This is a genomic window from Streptomyces sp. NPDC001056, assembly GCF_053598955.1.
This window is the reverse complement of sequence record NZ_JBSFLI010000001.1, coordinates 24,743-48,547: the sequence shown is the minus strand read 5'-3', so window position 1 is coordinate 48,547 and position 23,805 is coordinate 24,743. Positions and strand designations below refer to the sequence as shown.

At 67.2% G+C, this 23,805-nt stretch carries 15 protein-coding genes and 2 pseudogenes; 9 read left to right on the top strand and 8 right to left on the bottom strand.

Features of this window, described 5'->3' with window-relative positions; genetic code table 11:
• From ACWDD7_RS00220 to ACWDD7_RS00210, 3 genes are all read left to right on the top strand, one after another.
• Nucleotides 1–1,263, top strand: a complete 1,263-nt coding sequence (locus ACWDD7_RS00220; RefSeq protein ID WP_450455348.1) for a cytochrome P450 family protein — start codon at nucleotides 1–3, stop codon at nucleotides 1,261–1,263.
• Nucleotides 1,264–1,404: 141 nt separating this feature from the next.
• Nucleotides 1,405–2,352, top strand: coding sequence for an L-tyrosine/L-tryptophan isonitrile synthase family protein (locus ACWDD7_RS00215; protein WP_450455347.1), 948 nt, complete (start codon nucleotides 1,405–1,407; stop codon nucleotides 2,350–2,352).
• A gap of 588 nt (nucleotides 2,353–2,940) precedes the next feature.
• The gene (locus tag ACWDD7_RS00210; protein WP_351869278.1) at nucleotides 2,941–3,966 is read left to right on the top strand and encodes a bile acid:sodium symporter family protein; all 1,026 of its coding nucleotides are present in this window, start codon (nucleotides 2,941–2,943) and stop codon (nucleotides 3,964–3,966) included.
• Between the two features lie 25 nt (nucleotides 3,967–3,991).
• Here the strand turns inward: ACWDD7_RS00210 and ACWDD7_RS00205 are convergent, their stop codons facing one another.
• From ACWDD7_RS00205 to ACWDD7_RS00190, 4 genes are read right to left on the bottom strand one after another with little or no spacing between them, the layout of a single operon-like run.
• Nucleotides 3,992–5,794 (bottom strand): dipeptide ABC transporter ATP-binding protein, encoded by a 1,803-nt coding sequence (locus ACWDD7_RS00205; RefSeq protein WP_450455346.1) that lies wholly within the window; start codon nucleotides 5,792–5,794, stop codon nucleotides 3,992–3,994.
• Nucleotides 5,791–6,606: an ABC transporter permease gene (locus ACWDD7_RS00200; RefSeq protein ID WP_351869284.1), complete on the bottom strand. Its 816-nt coding sequence runs from the start codon at nucleotides 6,604–6,606 to the stop codon at nucleotides 5,791–5,793. Before ACWDD7_RS00200 ends, ACWDD7_RS00205 begins: the two co-directional genes overlap by 4 nt.
• A complete protein-coding gene (locus ACWDD7_RS00195; RefSeq protein WP_351869287.1) occupies nucleotides 6,606–7,535 on the bottom strand; it encodes an ABC transporter permease in 930 nt (309 codons plus the stop codon). Before ACWDD7_RS00195 ends, ACWDD7_RS00200 begins: the two co-directional genes overlap by 1 nt.
• Before the next feature lie 49 nt (nucleotides 7,536–7,584).
• The gene (locus tag ACWDD7_RS00190; protein WP_450455344.1) at nucleotides 7,585–9,084 is read right to left on the bottom strand and encodes an ABC transporter substrate-binding protein; all 1,500 of its coding nucleotides are present in this window, start codon (nucleotides 9,082–9,084) and stop codon (nucleotides 7,585–7,587) included.
• Between the two features lie 500 nt (nucleotides 9,085–9,584).
• Between ACWDD7_RS00190 and ACWDD7_RS00185 the strand changes: the two genes are divergently transcribed.
• The gene (locus ACWDD7_RS00185) at nucleotides 9,585–10,463 is read left to right on the top strand and encodes a TauD/TfdA family dioxygenase (RefSeq protein WP_450455343.1); all 879 of its coding nucleotides are present in this window, start codon (nucleotides 9,585–9,587) and stop codon (nucleotides 10,461–10,463) included.
• Nucleotides 10,464–10,519: 56 nt separating this feature from the next.
• Here ACWDD7_RS00185 and ACWDD7_RS00180 read toward each other — a convergent pair whose 3' ends face one another.
• On the bottom strand, nucleotides 10,520–11,008 hold the full coding sequence (locus ACWDD7_RS00180; RefSeq protein ID WP_450455342.1) for a flavin reductase: 489 nt from the start codon (nucleotides 11,006–11,008) through the stop codon (nucleotides 10,520–10,522).
• Between the two features lie 530 nt (nucleotides 11,009–11,538).
• Here ACWDD7_RS00180 and ACWDD7_RS00175 point away from each other — a divergent pair.
• From ACWDD7_RS00175 to ACWDD7_RS00155, 5 genes and pseudogenes are all read left to right on the top strand, one after another.
• Nucleotides 11,539–11,712: pseudogene (locus ACWDD7_RS00175) on the top strand (transposase); the annotation flags it as partial.
• A 54-nt stretch (nucleotides 11,713–11,766) separates the two neighbouring features.
• Nucleotides 11,767–12,075 (top strand): annotated as a pseudogene (locus tag ACWDD7_RS00170) (hypothetical protein); the annotation flags it as partial.
• A gap of 821 nt (nucleotides 12,076–12,896) precedes the next feature.
• Complete coding sequence (locus ACWDD7_RS00165) at nucleotides 12,897–14,072, top strand: sigma-70 family RNA polymerase sigma factor (protein WP_450455340.1); 1,176 nt, start codon at nucleotides 12,897–12,899, stop codon at nucleotides 14,070–14,072.
• On the top strand, nucleotides 14,069–17,119 hold the full coding sequence (locus ACWDD7_RS00160) for a DEAD/DEAH box helicase (protein ID WP_450455339.1): 3,051 nt from the start codon (nucleotides 14,069–14,071) through the stop codon (nucleotides 17,117–17,119). The genes ACWDD7_RS00165 and ACWDD7_RS00160 overlap by 4 nt, the downstream gene beginning before the upstream one ends.
• A 19-nt stretch (nucleotides 17,120–17,138) precedes the next feature.
• Nucleotides 17,139–18,893, top strand: a complete 1,755-nt coding sequence (locus ACWDD7_RS00155; RefSeq protein ID WP_450455338.1) for a hypothetical protein — start codon at nucleotides 17,139–17,141, stop codon at nucleotides 18,891–18,893.
• Between the two features lie 119 nt (nucleotides 18,894–19,012).
• Here ACWDD7_RS00155 and ACWDD7_RS00150 read toward each other — a convergent pair whose 3' ends face one another.
• The 3 genes from ACWDD7_RS00150 to ACWDD7_RS00140 are packed head-to-tail and all read right to left on the bottom strand — an operon-like array spanning nucleotide 19,013 to nucleotide 23,642.
• On the bottom strand, nucleotides 19,013–19,579 hold the full coding sequence (locus ACWDD7_RS00150; RefSeq protein WP_356525626.1) for a hypothetical protein: 567 nt from the start codon (nucleotides 19,577–19,579) through the stop codon (nucleotides 19,013–19,015).
• Between the two features lie 56 nt (nucleotides 19,580–19,635).
• Nucleotides 19,636–21,294, bottom strand: coding sequence for a DEAD/DEAH box helicase (locus tag ACWDD7_RS00145; protein ID WP_450455336.1), 1,659 nt, complete (start codon nucleotides 21,292–21,294; stop codon nucleotides 19,636–19,638).
• A 14-nt stretch (nucleotides 21,295–21,308) separates the two neighbouring features.
• The gene (locus tag ACWDD7_RS00140) at nucleotides 21,309–23,642 is read right to left on the bottom strand and encodes an ATP-binding protein (protein ID WP_450455335.1); all 2,334 of its coding nucleotides are present in this window, start codon (nucleotides 23,640–23,642) and stop codon (nucleotides 21,309–21,311) included.
• Nucleotides 23,643–23,805 lie beyond the last annotated feature (163 nt).

Below are 23,805 nucleotides of genomic sequence, written 5' to 3'. Positions count from 1 at the left end.
ATGACCATCCAGGAACCCCCGCCGAACCGGGCGGAGCAGGCGCTCCCCGAGCCGGTCCCGCTGACGGGCTGCCCCTACAAGGCCGACCCCTACCCGCTGTACCGGCGGATGCGCGAGGCGGGCCCCGTCCACCGGGTCCTCTTCCCCAGCGGAGTCCGAGCCTGGCTCGTCACCGGCTACGACGCCGCGCACGCCGCGCTGAACGACGACCGCCTGGGCAAGAACCACGACCGCGGCAACGACCGCTGGCGCGCCCGCGCCTCGATCATGCCGGAGCCCCAGCACTCACAGCTCCAGGTCCACCTGCTGCACCAGGACCCGCCGCGGCACACCCGCATGCGGCGCTTCGTCACCGACGCCTTCACCCCCCGCCGGATCGAGCGTCTGCGCCCCCGGTTCCAGGAACTGGCGGACGCGCTGATCGACGCCTTGCCCGAGCACGGTCCCGCCGACCTCGTGAGCGGCTTCGCGGCCTCGTTCCCCTTCCAGGTCCTGGCCGAGGTCATCGGTCTTCCGCAGGAGCTGGCGGCCCGCTTCGACCGCGACTGGGGGAAGGTCGTCCAGCCGGTCGGCCCCACGGACCCGGGACGGCCGCGGTACGAGGCCCGGCTGCACGGCCTGCAGCGCTACATCGCCGACGTCGTCGCCCACAAGCGGGCACACCGGGACGACGGCCTGCTCGGTCGCCTGGTCGCGGCGCGCGACCGGGGCGAACTCTCCCCGGAGGAACTGGACTCGATGATCTTCCAGCTCCTCGTCGCGGGCCAGGAACCGGTCACCAACCAGATCACCACCGCCCTGATCGCCCTCTTCCGCAACCCCGGCCAGCTCGCCCGGCTGCGCGCCGAGCCGGACCTGCTGCCGCGCGCGGTCGAGGAACTCCTGCGCTACGACAGCGCTTTCGAGCTGACCACCTGGCGCTTCTTCGACCAGGACAGCGACCTGCACGGCACGCGGGTCCCGGCCGGCGACTCGGTGATCGTCTCCCTGTGCGCCGCCAACCGGGACCCGCGCCGCTTCCCCGACCCCGACACCCTCGACCTCGACCGCACCCCCAACCCGCATCTCGCCTTCGGCCACGGCATCCACTTCTGCCCCGGCTCGGCCCTCGCCCGCGCCGAACTCCAGGTCGCCCTCGGCACCCTCCTCGCCCGCCTGCCCGGCCTCCACCTGGCGACCGGGGACGAGGACATCGAGTGGATCCCGGCCGTCCTCGGCCGCGGCACCAGCCGTCTGCCCGTCGGCTACGACCGACGCCTCTGACCCGGGCTCCCGGCCGTCCGGGTCCGGACGCGCCGTCCGGCCCGGTCCCGGGCGCCCCCCCACCAGCCGACCACCGGCGCCCGGCCACCACCCCCGCCGCGGCGCCATGCCGACGTGCCCCCGAACCCCAGGAGGAACGACATGCCACTGACGACCGCGCCGGACACCCTCGCCACCCGCGTCGGCGCCGAGATCCTCGGCCTGCTCCTGCCCCATCACCGCACCTCCGACCGCGCCGCCGCTCCCGCCCCCGCGGAAGCGTTCCCCCACCAGCTGCGCCGCATCGCCGCCTTCGTGCGCGACGGCGCCCCGGTCGTCTTCGCGCTGCCCGGCTTTCCCTGCAAGTCCCCCAACCCCGCCAAGGTCCTCGGTCACCTCCCCGACCAGGGCGAACGTCTCTCCCTCACCTTCCTGGACACCCTGTGCGCGGAGATCGAGCGCGTCTACCCGCCGGGCGCCCGCGTGATCATCTGCTCCGACGGCCACGTCTTCGCCGACCTCATCGGGGTTCCCGACGAACACATCGACGCCTACGCCGACGACCTGCGCCTGCAGATACGGCAACTGGGCCTGGAGAGACTCTCCGTCTTCGACCTGCGCGACGCGCTCGGCGACCTCCCGCACGACGCCAAACGCGCCCACGTCCACGAGCGTTACGCCCCCACCGTGGACGCCCTGCGCGCCGCGTTCCGCACCGACGACCACGCCCTCGCCCTCTACCGCGGCATCACCCGCTTCCTCGTCGAGGACACCGCGGACTGGTCCGGCACCCGCTCCGCCCTCCAACGAACCTGCCGGCAACGCGCCTACGGCGTCATCCAGCGCAGCCGCGCCTGGGGCGCCCTGATCGCCGCCCACCATCCCCGCGCCGTACGCCTCTCCATCCACCCCCAGCCCATCGGCGCCCCGAAGTTCGGCATCCGCCTCCTCGACGCGCCGGACATCTGGACCACCCCCTGGCACTCCACCGCCGTCCACCGCCCCGACGGCACCTGGACCCTCCTCCCCCGAACCGAAGCCGCCCGTACGGGCCGACTGGTACGGCAGAACGGCCGGGACAGCCACTTCGACCAACGCGACACCGCCTGACCTCCACACCGCACGGACGACCCCACGGGGGGCTATTACGGGGGCAGTGCTTCAGGCACCCCGTGATCACGCGGCCTGACCGCGGCGGCCCGCACCCCTTGACGGACCGCCGCTCCGTGCGGTCGTCAGCGTCCTGCGAGCCAGGCCATGGTTGCGTCGACGCTGACGAGAGTCGCCCGGAAGGGCACCGTTGCGGCAGCACACGAAGAAGGGTGCAGCGCCGGCCGGGCAACCGGAGAATCCGCCCATGGCGGCCAGGGCGTCATCCACGCTCGATGCGCCTGGAACCTGCTGCACTGGCACGGGCCTTGAAGGATGTCGGTGGCACCCCCGGCCTACGGCAACCAGCGCACCGCCCGGGACGCGGGCTGCCGCCATGACTACGAGAACTCCGGACACCGGCAGGCACGGGAGCGGCAGGGGCAACGGAGTCCTGTTCGAGCCACATCCTCGCGGTCCACATCTCGGTCGGCGTCCGCCTGCCCGCTGCCGCGACCCCGCTCGGCCGGGTCCTGCCGGCGCCCCCCTCGACCGTCAAATGTTTCGGTGACCACTCGGCCACGTCGGCTACGGGCTAGGGTGCCGGTCATGCCTAGCGAGCACCAGAGCGTTTCCGGTGATGAGCTCTCTTCGTTACCCGAGACGCCGACCACCCCGGACGTCCCCTCCCCTCCCGCTGACGTTCCGTCCGCCGACCGGGCGGCACGACGTGCCGTCGTCCTCTTCCCCCTTCTGGTGGTCGCGGCCGGTGTGATCGGGCTGCTCTGGCCGGCGCACTTCACGGGCTGGGCGCCCGCCGTGCCGTGGATGCTGGGCGTGGTGATGTTCCTCATGGGCCTGACCCTGACGCCGCCGGACTTCACCGCGATCGCCAGACGCCCCTGGCCTGTGGGGCTGGGCCTGGTCGCCCACTACGTCATCATGCCCGGCCTGGGCTGGCTGGTCGCGACGCTGCTGGATCTGCCCCCTCAGCTGGCGGCCGGTGTCATCCTCGTCGGTTGCGCCCCGAGCGGTACGGCGTCGAACGTGATCACCTACCTGGCCCGGGGAGACGTCGCGCTGTCCGTCTCGGTAGCGACCGTCTCCACGGTGGTCGCACCGCTGGTGACGCCGCCCCTCACGCTACTGCTCGCCGGGAAGTTCCTCTCGGTCGACGCCGGTTCCATGGTGGTGGACATCCTCAAGACGGTGCTGGTCCCGGTCCTCGCCGGCTTGGCCGTACGGCTGGCCGTCGGCCGTTACGTGGACCGGGTCCTGTGGCTGCTTCCCTGGCTCTCCGCCGCCGCCGTCGCCGTCATCGTGCTCGTCGTCATCTCGGGCAGCGCCGCTCGCATCAAGGACGCGGCCGCCCTGGTGTTCCTCGCAGTGGTGCTGCACAACGGCCTCGGCCTGCTGCTCGGTTACGCCGCCGGGAAGCTGGCGCGCCTCAGCCGGCCGGCGAGCCGGGCCATGGCGTTCGAGGTCGGCATGCAGAACTCCGGCCTCGCGGCCTCGCTCGCCACCGCCCACTTCAGTCCGGCGGCGGCTCTGCCCGCAGCCATCTTCTCCGTGTGGCACAACGTCTCGGGCGCGGCGGTCGCGGCCTGGATGTCCCGTGCGGCACGCCGCAGTTGAGCGGACGGGGCCGGGCCGCCGGTCTTCAGTACCTCATCCTCGGTATGGCGCCGAGGAGCTGCTTCGTGTACGGGTGCCGTGGTGCCTCCCACACCGACTCCACCGTGCCGCTCTCGACCAGCCTGCCGTCCCGCAGCACCAGCACCGTGTCGCACAGATAGCGGATGACACCGAGGTCGTGCGAGATGACACACAGTGCCATTTGTCGCTCGGTCGTGGCCGTGCGCAGCAGGTCGAGGACTTCGGCGCGTACCGAGACGTCCAGCGCGCTGACGGGTTCGTCGGCGAGCAGGACGGCGGGCTCCGGAGCCAGCGCCCGCGCGATGGCGATGCGCTGGCGCTGGCCGCCGGAGAGCTGATGCGGATAGCGCTCGCCGGCCTCTTCGGGAAGTCCGACGGCCATCAGCAGTTCGGACACCCGCTCCCGCGCGGCCGCGGAGCGGCGGGCGGGCAGGGGCTCGGCGATGATTTCCCGCACCCGAAGCCGGGGGTCGAGCGAGCCCATGGGGTCCTGAAAGACCACCTGCAGTCTGGAACCGGCCCCGCCGCTGGGCCCGTCGGCGCGCCCAAAGTAGCGCACGCCGCCGTCGCTCGGGCGGTCCAGACCGGCCAGCAGCCGCAGCAGAGTCGACTTTCCGGCCCCCGACTCACCGACCACCCCGACCCGCTGTCCCGCACGCAGGTCGAGATCGATTGGTTCGAGGGCCCTGATGGTCGGGCGCTTGCCGAAGAGGCCCGTACGGCGCCCCTGGTAGCGCCGGGTGAGGCCTTGCGTGGACAGCAGCAGTTCGCTGTCCACGGCCTTCCCGAAGTGGGCCGGCTCCGTACGGTCCCGGTCTGGGGACTCGGCGGCGGACGGCCAGGAGGGCAGTGCGTCGTGGTGCCAGCAGGCGACCGTGTCGTCCGGTTTCTCGCCGGTCGGCTCAGGCGGAGCGGCACACTGCTCGTCAGCGTACGCGCAGCGGTTGCTGAAACCGCAGCCGGCCGGCAGGTCCTTGGGTGCGGGGACGGCGCCCGGGATGGCGCGGGCGCGGGAACCGGGCGTCAGATCACAAGCGGCGAGAAGGGCCCGGGTGTAGGGGTGCTTCGGTGCCGACAGCACCCGGTCGGCAGACCCGCTCTCCACGATCCGGCCGCCGTACATGACCAGGACACGGTGGCACACGGACGACACGAGTGCGAGGTCGTGGCTGATGAACAGCGCCGCGGTGCCCCGCTCCTCGCAATGGCCGACGATCAGGTCGGTGATCTCCTTCTGCACGGTCACATCGAGGGCGGTGGTCGGCTCGTCGCAGATCAGCAGGTCGGGGTCGTTGGAGAGGGCTATACCGAGGACGCCGCGCTGGCGCTGGCCGCCGGAGAGCTGGTGCGGGAAGGAGCGGGCCGCCTGCAGGGGGGCGGGCAGCCGCAGCCGGTCGAGGAGTTCCACGGCCGCTTCGTCGGCGACCCGGCGTGTGGGCCGGGTGCCGTGCAGGCGCATCCCCTCGGTGATCTGCGAGCCGACCTTCTGCACGGGGTTGAGGGCGGCCATCGGATCCTGGAAGACCATGCCGATGCGCTTGCCGCGGATCGCGGACAGCTGCCGGTCGGAGGCGCCCAGCAGGTCGAACTCCACGCCCGCGAGGCGCACGCTCCCGCCCGGCCGCAACCCGTCGTCGAGCAACCCCAGGCAGGCCAGTGCGGTGAGGGACTTGCCCGAACCGGATTCGCCGATGACACCGACCCGTTCGCCGCGCGCCACAGTGAAGCCGATACCGCGCACCAACTGCGCCGAACCTGAGTCGACCGTCAGGTTCGTCACTTCGAGCAGGGGCTCGCCGGGGCTCATCGCACTCCTTCGAGAGCAGGGTCCACGCGGTCACGCAGACCGTCGCCGAGGAGGTTGAGCCCCAGCACGGTGGCCGCGACAGCGAGCCCAGGCCACAGGGAGAGCTGGGGCGTGGAGAAGAGCAGATCCTGTGACTCCTGGAGCATCCGTCCCCAGGAGGGGGTCGGAGGCGTCGTGCCGAGCCCGAGGTAGGACAGGGCCGCCTCGGCCAGGATTGCGGTGGAGAACGACACGGACGCCTGCACGATGACGATGTCCGCGATGTTCGGCAGCACGTGCCGCAGGGCGATCGCCAGGCGGCCGCGCTTGGCCAGCCGTGCCGCGTCGATGTACTCCGCGGTCATGACGCGCAGCGTCGCGGCCCTGCTGACCCGGGCGAAACCCGGGGCCGAGGCGATCCCGATCGCCACCATCGCGGTCAGCGTGCCGGAGCCGTAGACGGCCGCCAGCATGATGGCCAGCAGCAGGGCGGGGAAGGCCAGGAGGAAGTCGCTCACGCGCATGATGACGGTGCTGAGCCAGCCGCCTGTCATCCCGGCGACCACGCCCATGGGTACCCCGGCCAGCAGCGCAATGCCCACGGCGACGACACCGGCGAAGACGGTGATGCGGGCACCCACCATCAGACGGCTGGCCACGTCACGGCCGAACTGGTCGGTCCCCAACAGGTGTTCACCGCCCGCGCCGGCGAGTTGCCGGGCGGCGTCCACGTGGTTGGGATCGTACGGAGTCCACACCATGGAGACGGCGGCCACCGCGAGCACGAGAGCGACGATCAGGCAGCCGGTCACCAGAGTTGCCCGGAATCTCATCAGCGGCTCCGCAGACGGGGGTCGAGCACGCGATAGAGCAGGTCAGTCACCAGATTCACCACAAGCACCGCAACAACGAGAACGACCACCACGCCCTGCACGAGCAGCAGGTCGCGGTCTTGCACACCGCGCAACAGCAGATCGCCGAGGCCGGGGATGACGAAGACATGCTCGACGACGATCGCCCCGACCAAGAGATTCGACAGTTGCAGGCCCAGGACGGTGACCACGGGGATGGCGGCGTTGGGCAGCCCGTGCCGGCACAGCGCGGCCCACCGGCGCACCCCCTTGGCGCGTGCGGTGCGCATGAAGTCCTGACGCTGCACGGACAGCAGGGCGGAGCGTACGTAGCGCGTGAGCACCGCGCCCTGGACCAAGCCGAGTGACAACCAGGGCAGCACCAGATGCCGGGCCCAGTCCTGGGGATCCTCGGCGAGCGGTGTGTACCCTCCGGCCGGCAGGGCGCCGGCGCGTACCGCGAAGGCGTAGACGAGCAGGATGCCCGCGAGGAAGGCGGGTACGGCGATACCGACCTGGCTGAGGCCTGACAGCAGGGCCCCGCGTCCGGTGCGGTGCCAGGCGGCCGCGAGCACACCCGCGGGCAGCGCGAGCAGCAGGGCCACCAGCATGCCGCCCGCCACGAGCCAGGCCGTCACCGCGAAGCGATCCGCGATCCGCGGGCCGATCGCCTCGTGCGTCACGTACGAGGTGCCGAAGTCACCGTGCAGGAGGCCCTGGGCCCAGTCGGCGTACTGCACCAGCAACGGCCGGTCCGTGCCGAACTCCCGGCTCAGCCTGGCCACGGCCGCAGGAGTGGCGTTGGTGCCCAGCGCGACCTCCGCCGCGTTGCCTGGCAGTACGGCGAGGAGGGCGAATACCACGAAGCTGGCCACCACCACGCTGACGAGCAGGGTCGCAGTCCTGCGCACGACGTGGCTCATACGGCACCGCAACCGTCGGCGCTGCGGACGCGGTGGCTCACTTCCCGGACCACCGCACGCCCGCGAACTCCAGTCCCTCGCCGACCTGGTTGACCGGCAGGCCCTGCAGGCTCTTGTCCGCCACCATCAGGTTCGGCATGAGGTAGAGCCAGTCGGCGGCGGAGTCCTGGGACAGCAGCTTCAGCGCCTGACGGTAGTCCGCGGAAGCCTCCTGCGGCGACCCGGCGTCGGCCTCCTGGAGCAGCCGGGCGTAGGCGGGGTTGTCGTAGCGGAAGTAGTAGTGCGGGTCGGCGAAGATCCACTGGTCGCGGGGTTCGGCCTGGGCGATGATCGACATGTCGTAGTCGGCCTTGTCGAAGACCTCCGACAGCCAGCGGGCCGGGAACTCCAGGGGTTCGATCCGCACCTTGAGACCTACCTGAGCCAGCTGGTCCTGGACGACCTGGGCCGCGCTGACGGCGTAGGGCAGGTTGGGAATCCGCATCCGGATGCTGGTGCCCTCCGCCCCGGCCTCCTTCAGCAGCCGCTTGGCCTTCGCCGGGTCGTACGGGTAGCGGTTGGACGCGCCCGCGTACCAGGGGTCGCTCGGGGACTCCTGGGAGCCGATCAGCGTGCCGCGGCCGGCGCGGGTGGTCTTCAGCAGCGCCTCGTGGTCGATGGCGTACCGCACGGCCTGGCGGACCCGCTTGTCCTGGAAGGGCTTGCGGGAGTTATTCATCGACAGTACGACTTCCGAGGTCGAGGATCCGTCGATGACCTGGAATCGGCTCTTGTCCTTGAACAGCGACAGCGTCTCGGGGGCCTGCACGGCGCCCAGGACGTTGATGTCCCCGGCGAGCATCGCGTTGTTCAGGGCCCCGGAGTCCTTGAAGTACTTCAGGGTCACCGTGCCCAGCGCGGGCTTGGCGCCCCAGTAACCGGCGTTGCGCTTGAGGACCAGGCTGTCGCCGCGCTGCCAGCTCTCCACCTCGAAGGGCCCGGTACCCACCGGGTGTTCCTTCAGGTCCGACACCCCGTCTCGGCTGTACATCGCGCCGATGCGCGTGGTCATCGAGTACAGCCAGTTGTTGCTGGGGCGCTTCAGCGTGACCTTGACGGTGTCGGCGTCCACCTTCGTCGCGCTGCGTACGTCGTCCATCTGCTGGGCGATCTTCAGCTTCCAGACCGTCCGGACGCGATTGATGGAGAAGACGGCGTCGTCCGCCGTGAAGGCCTTCCCGTTGGTGAACTTCACGTTATTGCGCAGGTGGAAGGTGTAGGTGCGACCGTCGGCGCTGCGGTCGTAGCTCTTCGCCAGCCCCGGCTGTATTCGGCCCTGCTGATCGATCCGGACCAGGCCCTCGTACACGTTGCCCAGCAACGCCTGCGGGATCGCCGCGCCGTCCGTGGTGGAGAAGTCCAGCGTCGCGGGCTCGGCCACCAGCCCGACGGTGAGAGCGTCGGTGGAGTGCCGGTCGACACCCGATCCGCAGCCGGCCAGCGTGACCGTGACCAGGGCAGCGCTGAGGGTGAGGGCAGGAATCCGTCGGGGGGGCATGATCACTGTCTCTCCGTGATGGGCCGGTGCCGACCCGCGGCAGGCCAGGGCGAGTTCACCGCATCGGGTGAGGTCGGGCTATGTGTGCCCGGAGTTGACACGGACTGTCTTCGTGGTGAAACCAAGATTGTGAGACAACGTCGCTACAGCTCGGGAATTGATGGTCGGGTGGGTCGGACTGCGCACGCCTGAGGTAGGACATCGGCACCCTACCCGCTGCCCTGATGGAGCATCAACACCCTTCTGTAGCTTTGACGTTCAGGTCGGTTACCACCATGATCGACCTGTGTTCAAACCGTACGGTCGCGCGGGAAGTTGCGCAGTCGGCGTGAACCGCCGCATTACGAGATCGGAGAGATCTTTTGTCCCCGAATTCCAACCACTTCATACGCACCGAACCGGTCACCGGACCTGGAGTCTGGCAGGCGAGCGACTTTACCGATTCGAGCTCCTGGACGGAGGTCCTCGACGAGCGGGAAATCGCTGAACTGGAGAGCGCCTTGGGTACCGCGAAGGAGCGCGGAGAGCCGCTCGCGAAACTCTCCGTGGACGACTTTCCACTGCCCACTCTCGGCAGGCGGCTCGAAGCGATCGTGGACGAACTGGAGTTCGGCCGCGGATTCAGTGTGGTGCGCGGTCTTCCGGTCGACAAGTGGTCGGTGGAGGATGCCAAGGTGATCTACTGGGGCGTCGGGCTTCACCTCGGCGTACCGGTGTCACAGAATGCGGCCGGCGATCTGATGGCCCATGTCAAGGACTACTCGGAGGGCGACCTCGACGACCCGAACACCGTGACCCGGGCCTACCGGACCCGTTCCGCGCTGCCTTTCCACACCGACAGCGCCGACATTGTGGGCCTGCTGTGCCTGCGCAACGCGGGACACGGCGGAGTCAGCACGCTGGCCAGCTCCATGACGATCTACAACTACCTGCTCGCCCACCATCGTGAGCTACTCGGCATCTACTACCGTGGCTTCGTCTACGACCGACGGGCCGAAGAGGCGACCGACGAGGTGCCGTACTACCGCAACGCCGTGTACGGCTACTTCAACGACCAGCTCAGCTGCCGCTTCTACATGGCGCAGTACATCGAGTCGGCCACCGCGCGGTCCGGGATTCCGCTCAGTGACATCGAGCGGTACGCCCTCCGGCTCTTCCAGGAGATCGGTGCCATGGACGAGCACCAGATCTCGATGAAGCTCCAGCCGGGCGACATCCAGTTGCTGAACAACAACCTTGTGGTGCACGGCCGTACGGCGTTCGAGGACCAGCCGGGCCGCCGCCGTGATCTGCTGCGCCTGTGGCTCAACACCCGCAAGGCGCGCCAGTATCCGGACGACTTCGCGGCATTCCGCTTCGGCATGCCGAAGACGCACTGACGTGAATGAGCCTCCTGATACAGGACGGGGGCCGCCCTGCGCGCCCTCGCCCTGTATCAGACCCCGGCCACGGCGAGGCGGGGCCAGGTGCTGTATTCGCCCTTGCAGCACAGCAGGGGATCACGCGTGTGCACCACGCCTCCGTCGACCTGGGCGATGAAGAGCCGGTGACCTCCTGCCTCGCGGCTCTGCACCGTGCGGCATTCCGCGTAAGAAAGCGCCATGTCGGAGAGGATCGGGGCCCCTGGGCCACCTCCGAAGGGATCCCGTTCACGGCGGAGAATTCGTCCTGGCCCTTGCCCGTGAAGGCTTGCGAGGCTGCCTCGCCGGAACCGGCGAGAAAATTGACCACGAACGCCCCCGCGGACATCAGCGCCGGCAGGGTACGGTCCGGGCGACTCGCAGGCCCGCGGGGTCGCTGTCGTACAGCTAGCCGGTCGCCGGGCACACACAGGAGCCGACGCAATCACTGCGCCCGGCACCCCCAGGCCGCCGACCTGGGTGAACGGTTGTTTCCTGGTGCTTCTGGGATGTGCTGCCTTCATCGTGGTCCCCCGCTGTTCCCCGCTTGATCTGGTGCATTTGTGGTGCGACTGAACCGCTTGCCAGGAGTTGATGTCGCCTGAGGGCGCAATCGCCGTAGTCGCTCGACTACGCCTTGGACGGGCTGCTTCGGGCGTGGATCCACCCATCGCCTGTGTGTCGTCTGGTCGAGCTGGCTGGTGGGGTGATGCACTCCCGATGCGAATTCATATATTCGCTTACATCGTGCGCCGATCCATTATCTCTTGGTGGGAATCTCTGGTTTTACACCGCAGTTCCGGAGATTCCAATCGCTGATCTTCGCCAGCTCTTGGATGAGGAGGGCTCGCGGTGTCCGTGCAGGCATGAAGGAAGGGCCTCTTGGTAGCTCGCGGTTGTCGAGTCCAGCGAGGAGCAAGAGGCCCTGTTGTCGAAGTGTCGCGTGGTCGTGGTTGCCGGGTCCAGTCGGTCCACTCCTGGGTGTGGCTGTCTCGCCCATCAGTTCGGGAATGCGGCCGACCGGCCGGAGCGCCGGCCCCGGTACGGCTCGGACATGAGCGATGCCGAGTGGGCGTCGGTACGGGATCTGCTGCCGGTACCGGGGTGGCTGGCGGGCCGGGGCTGCCGTCCGGAGGGCTACTGCCACCGGCAGATGATCGACGCCGTGCGCTACCTCGTCGACAACGGCATCAAGTGGCGCGCGATGCCGTCCGACTTTCCGCCCTGGCCGCGGGTGTATGCCTTCTTCGCCCGCCGGCGGGATGCGGGGCTGGTGGCCGAGTTGCACGACCGGCTGCGCGAGGCCGTCCGCAGGGCTGAGGGCCGCAAAGAGGAGCCGAGTGCGGCGGTCGTGGACTCACAGTCGGTGAAGGCGGACGCCACCGTCGCTCTCGCCTCGCGGGGATACGACGCCGGGACCCAGGGGCAAGCGGGGCGTTCCTCGAAGGTGCTCACCTTCGCCCAGGCCGAGGCCGTGCTCAGGAGCGCCGAGGGAACCTCGATGTACGCGTACATCGTCGTCGCCCTGCTGACCGGGGCCCGCACCGAGGAACTGCGGGCCCTCACCTGGGACCACGTCTTTCTGAAGGGGGCATCTTCGGTACGCAAGAGCGGCGGTCGTAGACAGGCGGGAAGCGTTAGTCACGCAGACAGAAACAGATCAGGCAGGCACTGAATCCAGTACCTGCCTGATCTGCTACTACGGCGTCGGGGTGGCGGGATTTGAACCCACGACCTCTTCGTCCCGAACGAGGTTCGGTTGGTGAGCCTGCCAGCAGCGACGACATTTCCGCAGGTCAGGCGCGGGGGAACGGTTGGTCTCGCGTAGGCTCGAAGGGGCTCGGGGAGCGGGTTGGCTCCCAGATGGCTCCCAGCATCGTCTCCGAACGGCTGCAGGGGCCACCTTATTCTGCGGTGCTGGCTCACATGAGTCGTCCACCTGCCGCCCTTTGAGAGGAGCCTCAGGGTCCGCCCACGATGATTGGACTCGGTAGACGCCGACCGCGAATTCTCTCACCGCGTGATAGCGGGACATCAGAAAGTGCATGCGCCAGTGCACAAGGAATTCTGTGTGCGACGAGCGGCCTGCGAGCGCGTACAAGGCGAGGTTGCCAGCCGCTGATGCGGCACTCCTCGAACACATGATCTAAGATCGAGTTTCAGCCTGTGCGGCAAATGTAGCGGCCCGGAGGCGGCGAGTCAACGAGTCGGGCCTAACTCTCATATTGGCCTTCCTGGGAAGCATTCCGGCAGTCGGCCTTAAAAGGGGTTGAGTAGCCATAAATTGAACTTCCGCTTGCGCTCGGTAGATCTGCGGTCCTAGCTTTCTTCCACTGGGTCGAGGGGGCGGGGAACAGCATCGCTCGGCGTCCAGGAAACTCGTTTTTGATTTCAGGGGAGGGCGTCTTCAGCGTGGAAGACGTGATCGAAGCCTGCGTTGAGGCGTTGCTGGAGGACAGTGAGCGCCTTGGCCGACTTGAGCGCGCTCACGTAGTGCAGGTGGCCAGCCGCCGGGGTATTGATCCACAGCGGTTGGGCCGTGTCCTGGCCGTCCTGCGTGAGCACGGGGTGCTGAGCGAAGAACCGCAGAACAACGCTTTGGCCAGTGGCGGAGCCGAGGCGGACGCCAGGCCCACGGGCTTCAGCGGTCGAGAACAGTCGGACGCCTACCCGGGGCGGCTGGGACGGCATCGGATCCTGGCGGCCGAGGAAGAGGTGGCGCTGGGGCGACGCATCCAGATGGGGCTGCGGGCGGAGGAGTCTCTGAGGACGGAAGAGCCCGCGGCCGACTGTGAGGCGTCCGGTGATGTGGCTGAGCTGATTCGTGACGGCGAGGAAGCTCGCAAGACACTGGTCCGGCACAACGTACGCCTTGCTATCGACATCGCGAGGCGCTACCTGCCGAGTGCTGGCGACCTGGAACTGGATGACTTGATCCAGGAAGGGGTTCTCGGTCTCAACCGCGCGGCGGAGAAGTTCGATCCGACCATGGGTTACAAGTTCTCGACGTACGCGAGTTGGTGGGTGCGGCAGTCGGTAACCCGGGCCATCGCGAACACCGGCTCCGTGGTGCGCTTGCCGGTGCATGTTCGTGACGACCTGCGCCGCGTGGAGCAGTACGCGCGACGTTTCGAGGAGCGCAATGGGCGCTCCGCCACCGTGGTGGAACTGGCCGAGGGGTTGGGGGAGAAGCCGGAGAATATCCGCGCACTGCTGGACTACTCCGCCCCGGTTATCCACCTGGATATTCCGGTAGACGAGGAGGGCGGTGCCACGCTCGGCGATCTGGTACTCGCGTCCAAGGTGGAACGGCCGGAGGACGAGATCATTCGGCGGCTCTTGAAGGATCAGATCTTGGGGATGATCGGCGCCATGCTCACTGACGCCGACCCACGCTTGGCGCGGTTGTTGGAGGGACGGTTCGGCCTGGACGGCGAGGATCCCATGACGCTGGAGGCGCTGGGCAAGGAATTCGGCTGCACTCGTGAGCGGGTGCGGCAACTGGAGAAGAAATTGCTCGAGCGTCTGCGGGATAGCTGCCGCCTTAAGCGGCTGACGCTGGAGTTTTTGGCGATGGAGGCGGCGTGACGCAGGACGCGGTGGATGCACAGAGCCGGTTCGTGGACTGGCTCGACAGCCAGGTAACCGCGGAGGGTCGAGGCGATCGGGACGACGTCCTGGACGCGGACCCTGCCGGGGTGTACTGGTTGGGCCGGCTGGCTCCGGAAAGCGAGGCGGCCACAGTACGCAGGGAGCGGCGCATGGACCCATGCGCGATTGGCCTGCGAGTGCGGCCTGAGGGCGAGGGGCCATGGACCTTGCGGGCGCGCGTGCGGGCGCTGGCCTGGAACCAGGTGCGGGGTTCGGAGGGACGAGGCGAGAAGTGGGAGAAGACGGCGCCGATCGACGTAGTGTTGCCGATCGAAGTCCCCTTGGGCGCTGCGGGAGCGGCCTTCGGTGGGCGCCAGATCGCCGAGGCCCTTGATGCCGCGGGGGCGGTGGGCTCGTGTGCGGAAGTGCGCGTGACAGATGAGTCCTGGCGCGGCAGTCCTGAGCTCGTGGTGGAACTCGTGAACACCACGCCTGAGGGTTCACGTCAGCGAGGCGAGCGCCATCTCTTCGAGGTGGAACTGACGGTCCTCGACCTGTTGACCACTCCCTTCCTGCTCGAATCCCTGCCCGAGAGTTTTCGCTACGACCGGCGCCTGCCGGCCATCGGCATCAACTGTGGCGTGGCTGTCCGGAGCGCCAATGAACTTGTAACGACCGATCAGGTGGTTGTTGATCGATACCGTCCTGAATACACCTTTGAGCGAACCGACGCACGGCTCCTGCCGTTGACCTTCGAGAACCTTGCCCAAGAACCGGTGGCCACCCTCGCGCGACTGGTAGAGGCGTACGAGGCATGGGGGCTTGAGCACTGGTCTTCGGACGCCTTGCAACGCCGCGCCACAGAGGAATCTTGGAAGCCGGAGATGCTTCAAGAAGCCGTAGAAGCCGCTGCGGAGCATACGGCCGAACTCCAGCGGCTACGTGCGGGCGCGGCCGTTCTGGAACGGGACGCCGATCTACGCCAAGCCTTCCAGCTCATGAACCGCGCCATGCGCCGCGCGGCCCGTGGGCGCTACGCCGGCTGGCGCCCGTTCCAGATCGGCTTCATCCTCTCAGTGCTGCCCTCCCTGGTGAATGAAGGTGAAGACTGGCAGCAGGTGGAGATCGTGTGGTTCGCCACCGGTGGCGGCAAGACCGAGACGTATCTCGGTCTGCTCGTCCTAGCCGCCTTTTACGATCGGCTACGCGGGAAGCTCGCAGGCATCACGGCCTGGAGTCGATTCCCGCTACGCATGCTGTCCCTCCAGCAGACCCAGCGCTTCGCGGATGCCCTGGCCGCAGCCGAGCTGGTGCGTCGCGAATGCACGCTCGGTGGAGAGCCTATTTCCCTGGGCTACTTCATCGGCGCTGGCGCGACCCCGAACGAAGTCCCTACCGCGCCCACCGATCACAACCCCATCGACGTGGACGAACCTCGTATGGCGGACCGTTACCAGGTCCTCACCGCCTGCCCTTTCTGCGGGTCCAAGGAGATCCGCATGAAGTTCCACCGCGGTGACTGGACCCTGCGTCACCTGTGCGTCGCGACTGGGTGCCCCAGCGAAGGCAAGCCGCTACCGGTGTACGTCGTCGATCAGGAGATCTATCGCTTCCTGCCCACCGTCGTTATCGGCACGCTGGACAAGGCCGCTCTGATCGCCATGCAGGGCGGCATGCGGGGATTCTTCGAGGGGCCGACCGGGCGCTGTTCACGTCCCGGCCATGGGTTCACTTACGCGAAGCGAGCCAAACGGCCAACCGGCTGTCTGGTCCCCGATTGTCCTGGTGACACCACCCCCCTGGTAGCTCGGGACCGTGCGCGATTCGCCCCCTCCTTCCGACTGCAAGACGAACTGCACCTGCTCCGGGACTCCCTCGGCGCGGTGGACTCTCACTACGAGTCGTTGCTGGACGCCTTGCAGACGGAACTCACCGGCCGAGCCCCGAAAATCATCGCCTCGTCAGCGACTCTCACTGGATTTGAGCGCCAGGTGGAGGTCCTGTACAACCGACGAGGGCGTGTCTTCCCGGTTCCAGGGCCTTCCGCTCGCGAGTCCTTTTGGTCTCGTGAGACGGATCGGCTGCTGCGCAGGTTCGTCGCGGTGTGGCCGCGCGGGGTCACACTCGAGTGGGTTTCAGACCGCACTACGACCATCCTCCAGCAGTCCGTACGCCGCCTGCTCGACGAGCCCCAGGCCGTATGCGCTCAGGCAGGCGTCGACCTCGTCCACGTGCCCATGCTCCTGAACCTCTACGGCACTCATGTCGTGTATGGCAATACCGTGCGCGATGTCGAGGCCGCCCGGCGCTCTCTCGGAACCCAGGTCCCCGTAAGCCCACTCAACGCCGCCCAACTCACAGGGCAGACTCCTTTCGAAGAAGTGCGCGAGACCCTGCAGCGCCTCTTGCGCCCGGAGGCCAACTTCCTGGAGCGCCTGCACGTCGTCACTGCGTCCTCGATGATCTCCCACGGCGTGGACGTCGACCGGCTGAACGTGATGACGGTGCTCGGTGTGCCGCTGACAACTGCGGAGTTCATTCAGGCTACGGCCCGCGTAGGACGCGCTCATCCCGGCTTGGTTTACGTCATCCACAAGATCGGCCGCGAACGAGACTCCGCCGTCTTCTCCCAGTTCCGGCCCTTCATCGAGCAGGGCGACCGCTTCGTGGAACCCATCCCCATCACCCGCGCCAGCCGTCGTGTACTGGAGTTGACTACCAGCGCGGCAATCGAGTCCCGCCGTCTGTTCGTCCACGAACCGCGTTCTGCTGGCGGACGGTTGACCACCGTGGACCTGCTTCGCAAGTTCGCCACCCAGACAGGCTTGACCGCCGAGGAGGAGGCCAGAGCTTGCGCCGCCGCCCTGGGCGTGGCTGAACAACACCATCTGGCCTTCTCTGACGTTTCCCGGCAGCTCGAGACTTACTTCATGCGCCTCGAGAACCCCGGAGACGGAGCCAAGTGGCCCAACCAGCTGCTCGCGCGCGCCCCCATGCGTTCCCTGCGCGATGTCGAAGCCCAGATCCCCGTCAGCGACGACTAACCACAGGGAAGGCACAGCGATGAAGGACGAGCGCAGCGGATCCCAGATCCTCTACAGCTTCCTCCCGCAGCAGACCGCTGACCTCAAGGGCGGAATCTGGCGCACCACCGAATGGAAGGACCCGCGCCCCGTTGATGTCGAGGACTCGATCATCAGAGGCCGCCTAATCTCCGAACTCGAGGGCTGGGTGGGCCGCGGCTTGGACGCCACTGCGGTGAACTACCTGCGCGCGGGCGGTCCGGTCGAAGTCGTCGGCGTTAATCCCGAACGAGGAGTGCGCGTCGAGCGCTTTCCCTTGGTATGGGTGTGCAGAGTGTGCCGGCGTGTAGAGACCGGCGCCGCCAAGACCTGCCAGTGCGGGAACAATCACTGGCGACAGCTGCACTTCGTCGGATTCCACGATTGTGGACTGCTGGAGCAACCAGCGATTCCTCTATGCCGTGAGCATCGGCAGGTCCGCATGCCCCATCAGTCGAGCATGGACGCCGCGCGCATCCGATTCGAGTGCCCCGTCTGCCAGAAGGAGATCCAGAAGGGCTTCGCATGGCGCAAGTGTCCCTGCGGGCGTAGGTACTCCGAGGCCAAGAACGCTGAGTACCTGCGCTACAACGTCCATCGATCCGCCAGCGTTTATACGCCCCAGACCTTCACGCAAATCAACCCAGCAAGCCGCGCCGCGATGCGCCGTGTAACCGAGTCTGGGGGACCGCGTCGTGCCTTGGTTTGGGCCTTGGGTGGTTTTGAGGACTCCCGGCCAGGCGCGGGCCGCCAGACCGAGACCTCCCTAGTCGACCAGCTCGTCGCTTCTGGGCTGACCCGCGCGGTTGCCGAGAAGATGGCCGCTGTGGCTGGCGAAGCAGGTGAACTGGGTGCTGAGGAAGACCTCGGCGAACTCGCCAGTGCCCCCAGCCTGCAAATCGAGGCCGCTGAACGGGAGGCCGTAGACGTCGCCTTGGCGGCGACCGAGAAGGGCTCCCGCCAGCGCATTGCCGACCTCATCACTCCTGCGACTCCGCTCGCCGTTCGAACCCGCTATGAAGGCGATTATCCTGCGGCTCTGCGGCGCGCTGGCCTTTCGGGGGTGGATTTGTTCACAGACTTCCCCGTCCTCAAGGCCGTATACGGGTATACAAGAGGCGGAGGCGAGCCTGGTACCTCCCGCCTTAGTCTGTTCACGGGAAAGAGCGGGCGACGAATCTATGCTGATCTACGATCCACTGAGGCGCTGTTCTTCCGCCTCGATCCGCTCCTAGTCCACACGGTCTTGCGTCAACGCGGGCACGTGCTCCCGCCAGCAAGTGACGCACGCACCGCACGCACTGTTCTCGCCGCCCACGTGACCCCGCCTTCTCGCTTTAGTGACCCGGAGGACGCGTCGCCTGTCGGCCGGGACCTTCTCATCCTCATCCACTCCTATGCACACCGGGCTATCCGCCAACTCGCTGTCTTCGCTGGTGTCGACCGAGAAGGACTGGGCGAATACCTCATCCCTCGACACAACGGCTTTTTCGTTTTCGCTGCCAGCCGCGGCGATTTCGTCCTGGGTGGCCTGCAAGCTGTCTTTGAGAACGACCTACACATTCTGCTCGGCAGCATCGCTGGCGCCGAATCCAGATGTGCCATGGATCCGGCCTGCGAACGTAATGGCGGCGCTTGCCCCGCCTGTTTGCACCTAGGCGAGCCAGTGTGTGACCACTTCAATCGATACCTGAACCGCACTGCCCTTTTCGGCCCCGACGGCTTCCTCGCCACCACCGCACACCACAAGTCATGACTTGAACGCCATCGCCTCGGCGCTCGCCCTTCCAACCAGGTGGGGCGAGCGCCGGCCTCACCCTCCAGGGCCTTGGCCTGCGGAGCTGGGCGGCTGTGGATGATCCGGAGGGTCGTGATCTATGGCATCGTGATCAGGTCGGGATTATCGATCATGGAGCGGTGCAGGTGATCGAGATCGACGCCGCAGTGATTCGCCAGCCGAGCCTGACGCTCGCGCGTGTGCTGGGAGATCGTCTCGCCGTCCCTGGTCGTGATCACGATGCCGGGGCGGGTGGTTGAGTCGATGGCCTCATTCAGCGCTGCCCAGATGAGGTCCTTCAAGACCCCGGCCTTACCCCAGCAGATATATCGCGTGACGTTGCCGTCAGTGGCGAGACAGTGGTTGGGCTTGCCCTCCACCGAGTCCGGGACAACTGACCAGTCAGTTCCGCAGAAGAATTGGACGATCTCGTCCGCCCCGCGAAAGCGGCGGCGGACGTACGGGACGAAGTTGCCGATACCCTCCTGAGCCCTGGCGTATTCCTTCATCGGTACGTCCTTGATCCATACCCGGACGTCCTGGTCGCTGGCGAACCTTCGGAGCTCCCCGCCAATGTCTGCGTCATCGAACCATCGCCGGTACTGAGCGGTCTTCCCGGGGTTACTCAGGAACTCCCAATCCAGCTCGTCGGCGGTGCGGTACATGCTGAGGAGGATGCGACGTCGAAGAGCTTCCGGAAGGTTGAGCTGCGGCAAGGCGGCTACTCCAAGGCGGCGAGGGCGGACGGGAACTGCAGGCGGTGCTCGTCGTACGCGGTTTCGAGACTGGCCGCGTCCTTGATCCACTCTTTCATAAGGGTCGCAACCCGTTGGTCGTTGAACTCAATTTGTGATGGGGCGACTTGGTCCAGAACCTCGACCTCGCCGCCCTCCAGGCTTCGCTTCATGTTGAGGGCTGCCGCGATCCGGCGTAGATCGCTGACGAAGTCCAGCACCGTCACGCGCTCCTTACCCTCCCGCAGTCGGAGCCCCCTCCCCAGCTGCTGGACGAAGATGCGCCGGGAGTGAGTCACCCGGGCGAAACAGAGGATGTTGACGTCGGGGACGTCCACCCCCTCATTGAGGATGTCAACCGAGGTGAGGATGGGGACGTCGCCGCTACGGAAGGCTAGGAGACGGCTTTGCCTCTCACGTTTGGCCAGGCCGGCGTGCAGGGCCAGGGCGCCGGACCACAAGGGAGTGCGACGCAGTAGTTCGGCCAGTCGCTCGGCGTGCTCAACTGTGCGGCAGAACACGATGGCTCGGGGATTCGCGGTTGCCGCCCACGCGGCAGCCAGCTCATCACGGATGGACTCATCCCGCTGTGGCAGGAAGAGGCGGGCGTTGAGGTCAGCCAGGCCGTACTCGTGCTCGCTAGCCGCCTTCACGACATCCCAGTCGACGTTGTCGACGAACAACCGGTAATCCACTTGTGCCAGATAGCCCCGACGCATGCCCTCCTCGATGCCGAGCGTGAAGCTCGCCGGCCCGAAATGGTGGCTGATGTCGTGCGAGTCTCCCCGCCAAGGTGTGGCCGTGACTCCGAACTGCCTAGCGGTAGACAGCACGTCGAGCAACTCGTCGTACTGACCGTCCTCGCCGACGTGGTGAGCCTCGTCAACCATGACGAGTGCCGGCCGGTAGCCGAAGCGGGCGGCTGGCAGAGCGGAGCCCACCGTGGCACACGTCACTCCGGACAGGTCATCCGGGCGGGTGTCCCCAGTCAGGAGACGGGTCGGGATGTCCTTGGGGAGGTGTCGCCAGAGGGCGCGCTCCAGCTGCTGGACGAGATCCTTGGCATGAGCGACGACGAGAACCTGATCCGATGGGTGACGGCGGAGGTGCGCCGCGATGACCTCGCCGCCGACCACGGTCTTGCCGAGCCCCGTAGCCAGGATGAGCAGGGCGCGTCCATGTGAGTCCAGGTCCTTGTCCAGGGCCCAAAGAGCCTCGGCCTGGTAAGGGCGAGGCGTCACCTCCCCGAAGCGGGGCGGGACCCCTTTGAAGCTGCGGGCGAGGTGACCGCCCTCCCAGAGGTGGATGGTGGGACGGATACGGGACAGAACGTCGACTCGGCGCCGGGCTTCCGAGCTGAAGCGGCTGTTGGTTACGACGACTGCCTGATGCGCGCTGTAGTGGTCTCGCGCGTTGTCGACCTCGTCCACGGCGTCAGCGCCGACGACCCCCCGTCGCTTCCACTTGCACTGGAAGACCCACAGCTCTCCCTTCCGACGAGCGAGGACGTCGCCACCCTCGTCACCGGAGCCATCGATAACGGCGACGTCCGTGAAACCGAGATGCCACAGGAGCCGCTCGACGCGCCTGGGGAACTGCAGTGGCCCGGCGTCGAGAAGTGGGCCCGGGTCCAGGAAGCTGTGCATCGCCTCTCCGATCCTCAGCTGTCGTCCGCGAGGTCGCGGGCGATCAAGCGGCAGCTGACGCGAATACGCCCCAACTCTTCTGGAGTGACCTTCGGCCGGTGCTGTGCGAGGAGCGCCAGGTCGCTCAGAGGGTTCATCAAGCGTTCCACGATCAAGTCACGGGCGTCCGAGGCCGACAGCGCGGCATAGGAGCGTCGGAAGACCTTTCCGTCCATAAAGAGGGCCGGCGACTCGCTGATGACGCGCAGGACGGCACTGGCGGGAGCGAAACGGATGAAGTCGCCATTGTTCACCGCCTCGTTCCAGTCGAGCCCGGGCTCGGACTCCAAGGCGAAACGCTCCTCAGCGGCCTCCCTCTCGTCCGCTCGCAGTTGCAGCCAGTGAACAGCAGGGGTCTCCGCGATCACCGGGGTCATCAGGGTGCGGATCCGCTCCAACAACCGCTCGGCCTCGTCGGCCATCGCGGTCGGGGTGAGGCGGGGGCTGGAGGAGCGCTCTTTGAACAGGAGCAGCAACTGCGACAGCGGCGTGGAGTTGTCGTTTTGCCGGACGCGCATGTACTCGGCCGCCTCCAACAGCGCGATGTCACGCATGTCCGCCCCGTGCTCTCGGTAGAGCTGGTGATCGGAGTCGACGAAGACCTCCAGCTGCGGAGAGCGCAGCATGATGGCGAAGGCCGGGGTCTCCTGATCCTTGGCGTTGGTGAGTCGTTGGTTCCGCACGGCCCAGACCCTCAGTTCGATCCGACCCATCTCGGGAATCAAGTACTCGCCGGCGAGGTCGGGGAACTGGTCCGCGTTGTCGCGATAACGCTGCAGCCGTTGTTCGAAGGTTTCTGCCGGCGCCGGATCGTCGGCCGGCGGTACGTCCTCTGCCCCGGGGACTTCCTGATCGTCGTCCTCCTCGCCAGGAGTTACGGGCCCAAGGCCCGGCAGGAGCTCGTCGGTGTCGCTATCCGAGTCGGAACCCGGGTCGTCCTGGTGCGGATGATCGTGGCTGTAGGCGGCTTCGTACCAGATGTCGTCGCTCTGGTAGTCGGGATGGTCGTCCCGAAACAGCTTCGCCCACTGGACGGTCTTCTCGTGGATGGCTTCCTTGCCGTTTCCGGGTACCAAGTAGTTCAGGCCGGGGTCCTGGCGGCGGAAGCCCGAGTACAGGAGCGCGAGCGGACTGTCGTTCTCCGGTAGCTGGCGCCGCTTGGCGATCTCCGGTCGCAGCGGGCTTTCCCCACGAATGGCCCGCAGCACCTGGTGCCACTCGGCGGTCTCGAACTCGAAAGCTGTCTTCTGGTAGTTCGGGGTGACGTGGTCGCAGTGAATCTCCCCGACGATGCGCCCAGTCGCCGCTTTGGAGTCGATCGGATACTCGAGTTCCGGCTCGCCGAGGCCGTCCTCGTCGGTCCAGTAGAAGACCCGCTTGTCCTTGAGGAGGATCTTCCGGCCGTTGCGCAGGAAGTCGATGCCATAGTCCGTGCGGTGCACGTAGCGCTGGATCCCGAGCCAGCCCCAGATACGGCGGGAACGAACCTCCAGCCGGTCCTGGTCACACTCACGACAGCGATCAACGTCGAGCGGGTTCCAGTACCCGCAGGCCATGCACGCCTTCTTGTCCGAGAGGGGGACGTCTATGCGCTGAACGGCGCTGATCTCCACGCCTCGCCGTGTGACGGTGCGCTTCTCGTCCCAGACGCAGGGCTTCCTGGGAGGCAGCTTCTTGCCGTTGATCGTCAGCCGGAAGCCCCGCTCGGTGAGGAGGTAGCTGTACACATCACCCAGCTTTTCCCTGATCACCTTGAGGGCGTTGGGGCGACGAAGCGCCTCGAACTGCTCCCCCTTGAGGTCGCTGATGGTGATGACGGTCCCATGCTCATCAGGGTTCGCCTTGGGCACCTGGCGGTACGGAGCCTGATAGGCGGCCGACGCCTCGATCTGCGGAAGATCAAGTGTGACCTCGGTCCAGTAGGAGTCGCCGGAACGCCCTGTACGGACGACGGTCTTGCGACCGAGGCGGGCGGTCGCGATGTTGAAGCCCATGCCGAACAGGCCGAGCGCGCCGTGTCGGCCGTTTCCGCTCCAGCCGGCGCTGATCGCATTACGCACCTCGTCCAGACTCATGCCTCGGCCGTTGTCCTGGACGATCACTTCAGCCGTAGACCGGGAGTCCTGCGCGGTCGGCAGCGAGATGCTCACGGTGGGCCTCTCGCCGCCCGTTTCGGGAGAGGATTGGAACACGTCGAAGGCGTTGTCCACGAGCTCGGCGAGGCACTGCCAGGCCGCGAACTCGATGTCCCCCAGGACACCGAGGATGCGGGGGTGCGGCATCACGTTGATGTAGTGGTCCTCAGACATGCGTCGTCGCTCCCCGGGTGACCGCGTCGTCCTTGATGAAGTGCGTATGACCGGCGGGGGCTGAGCTTCGCGTTGCCCGCGACTCGCCCCCCGAGATACCTCGCGTCAGCATGCGTTTACTCTACTGACGCCCACTGACAATCAGTTCGGGATCCGCAGGATC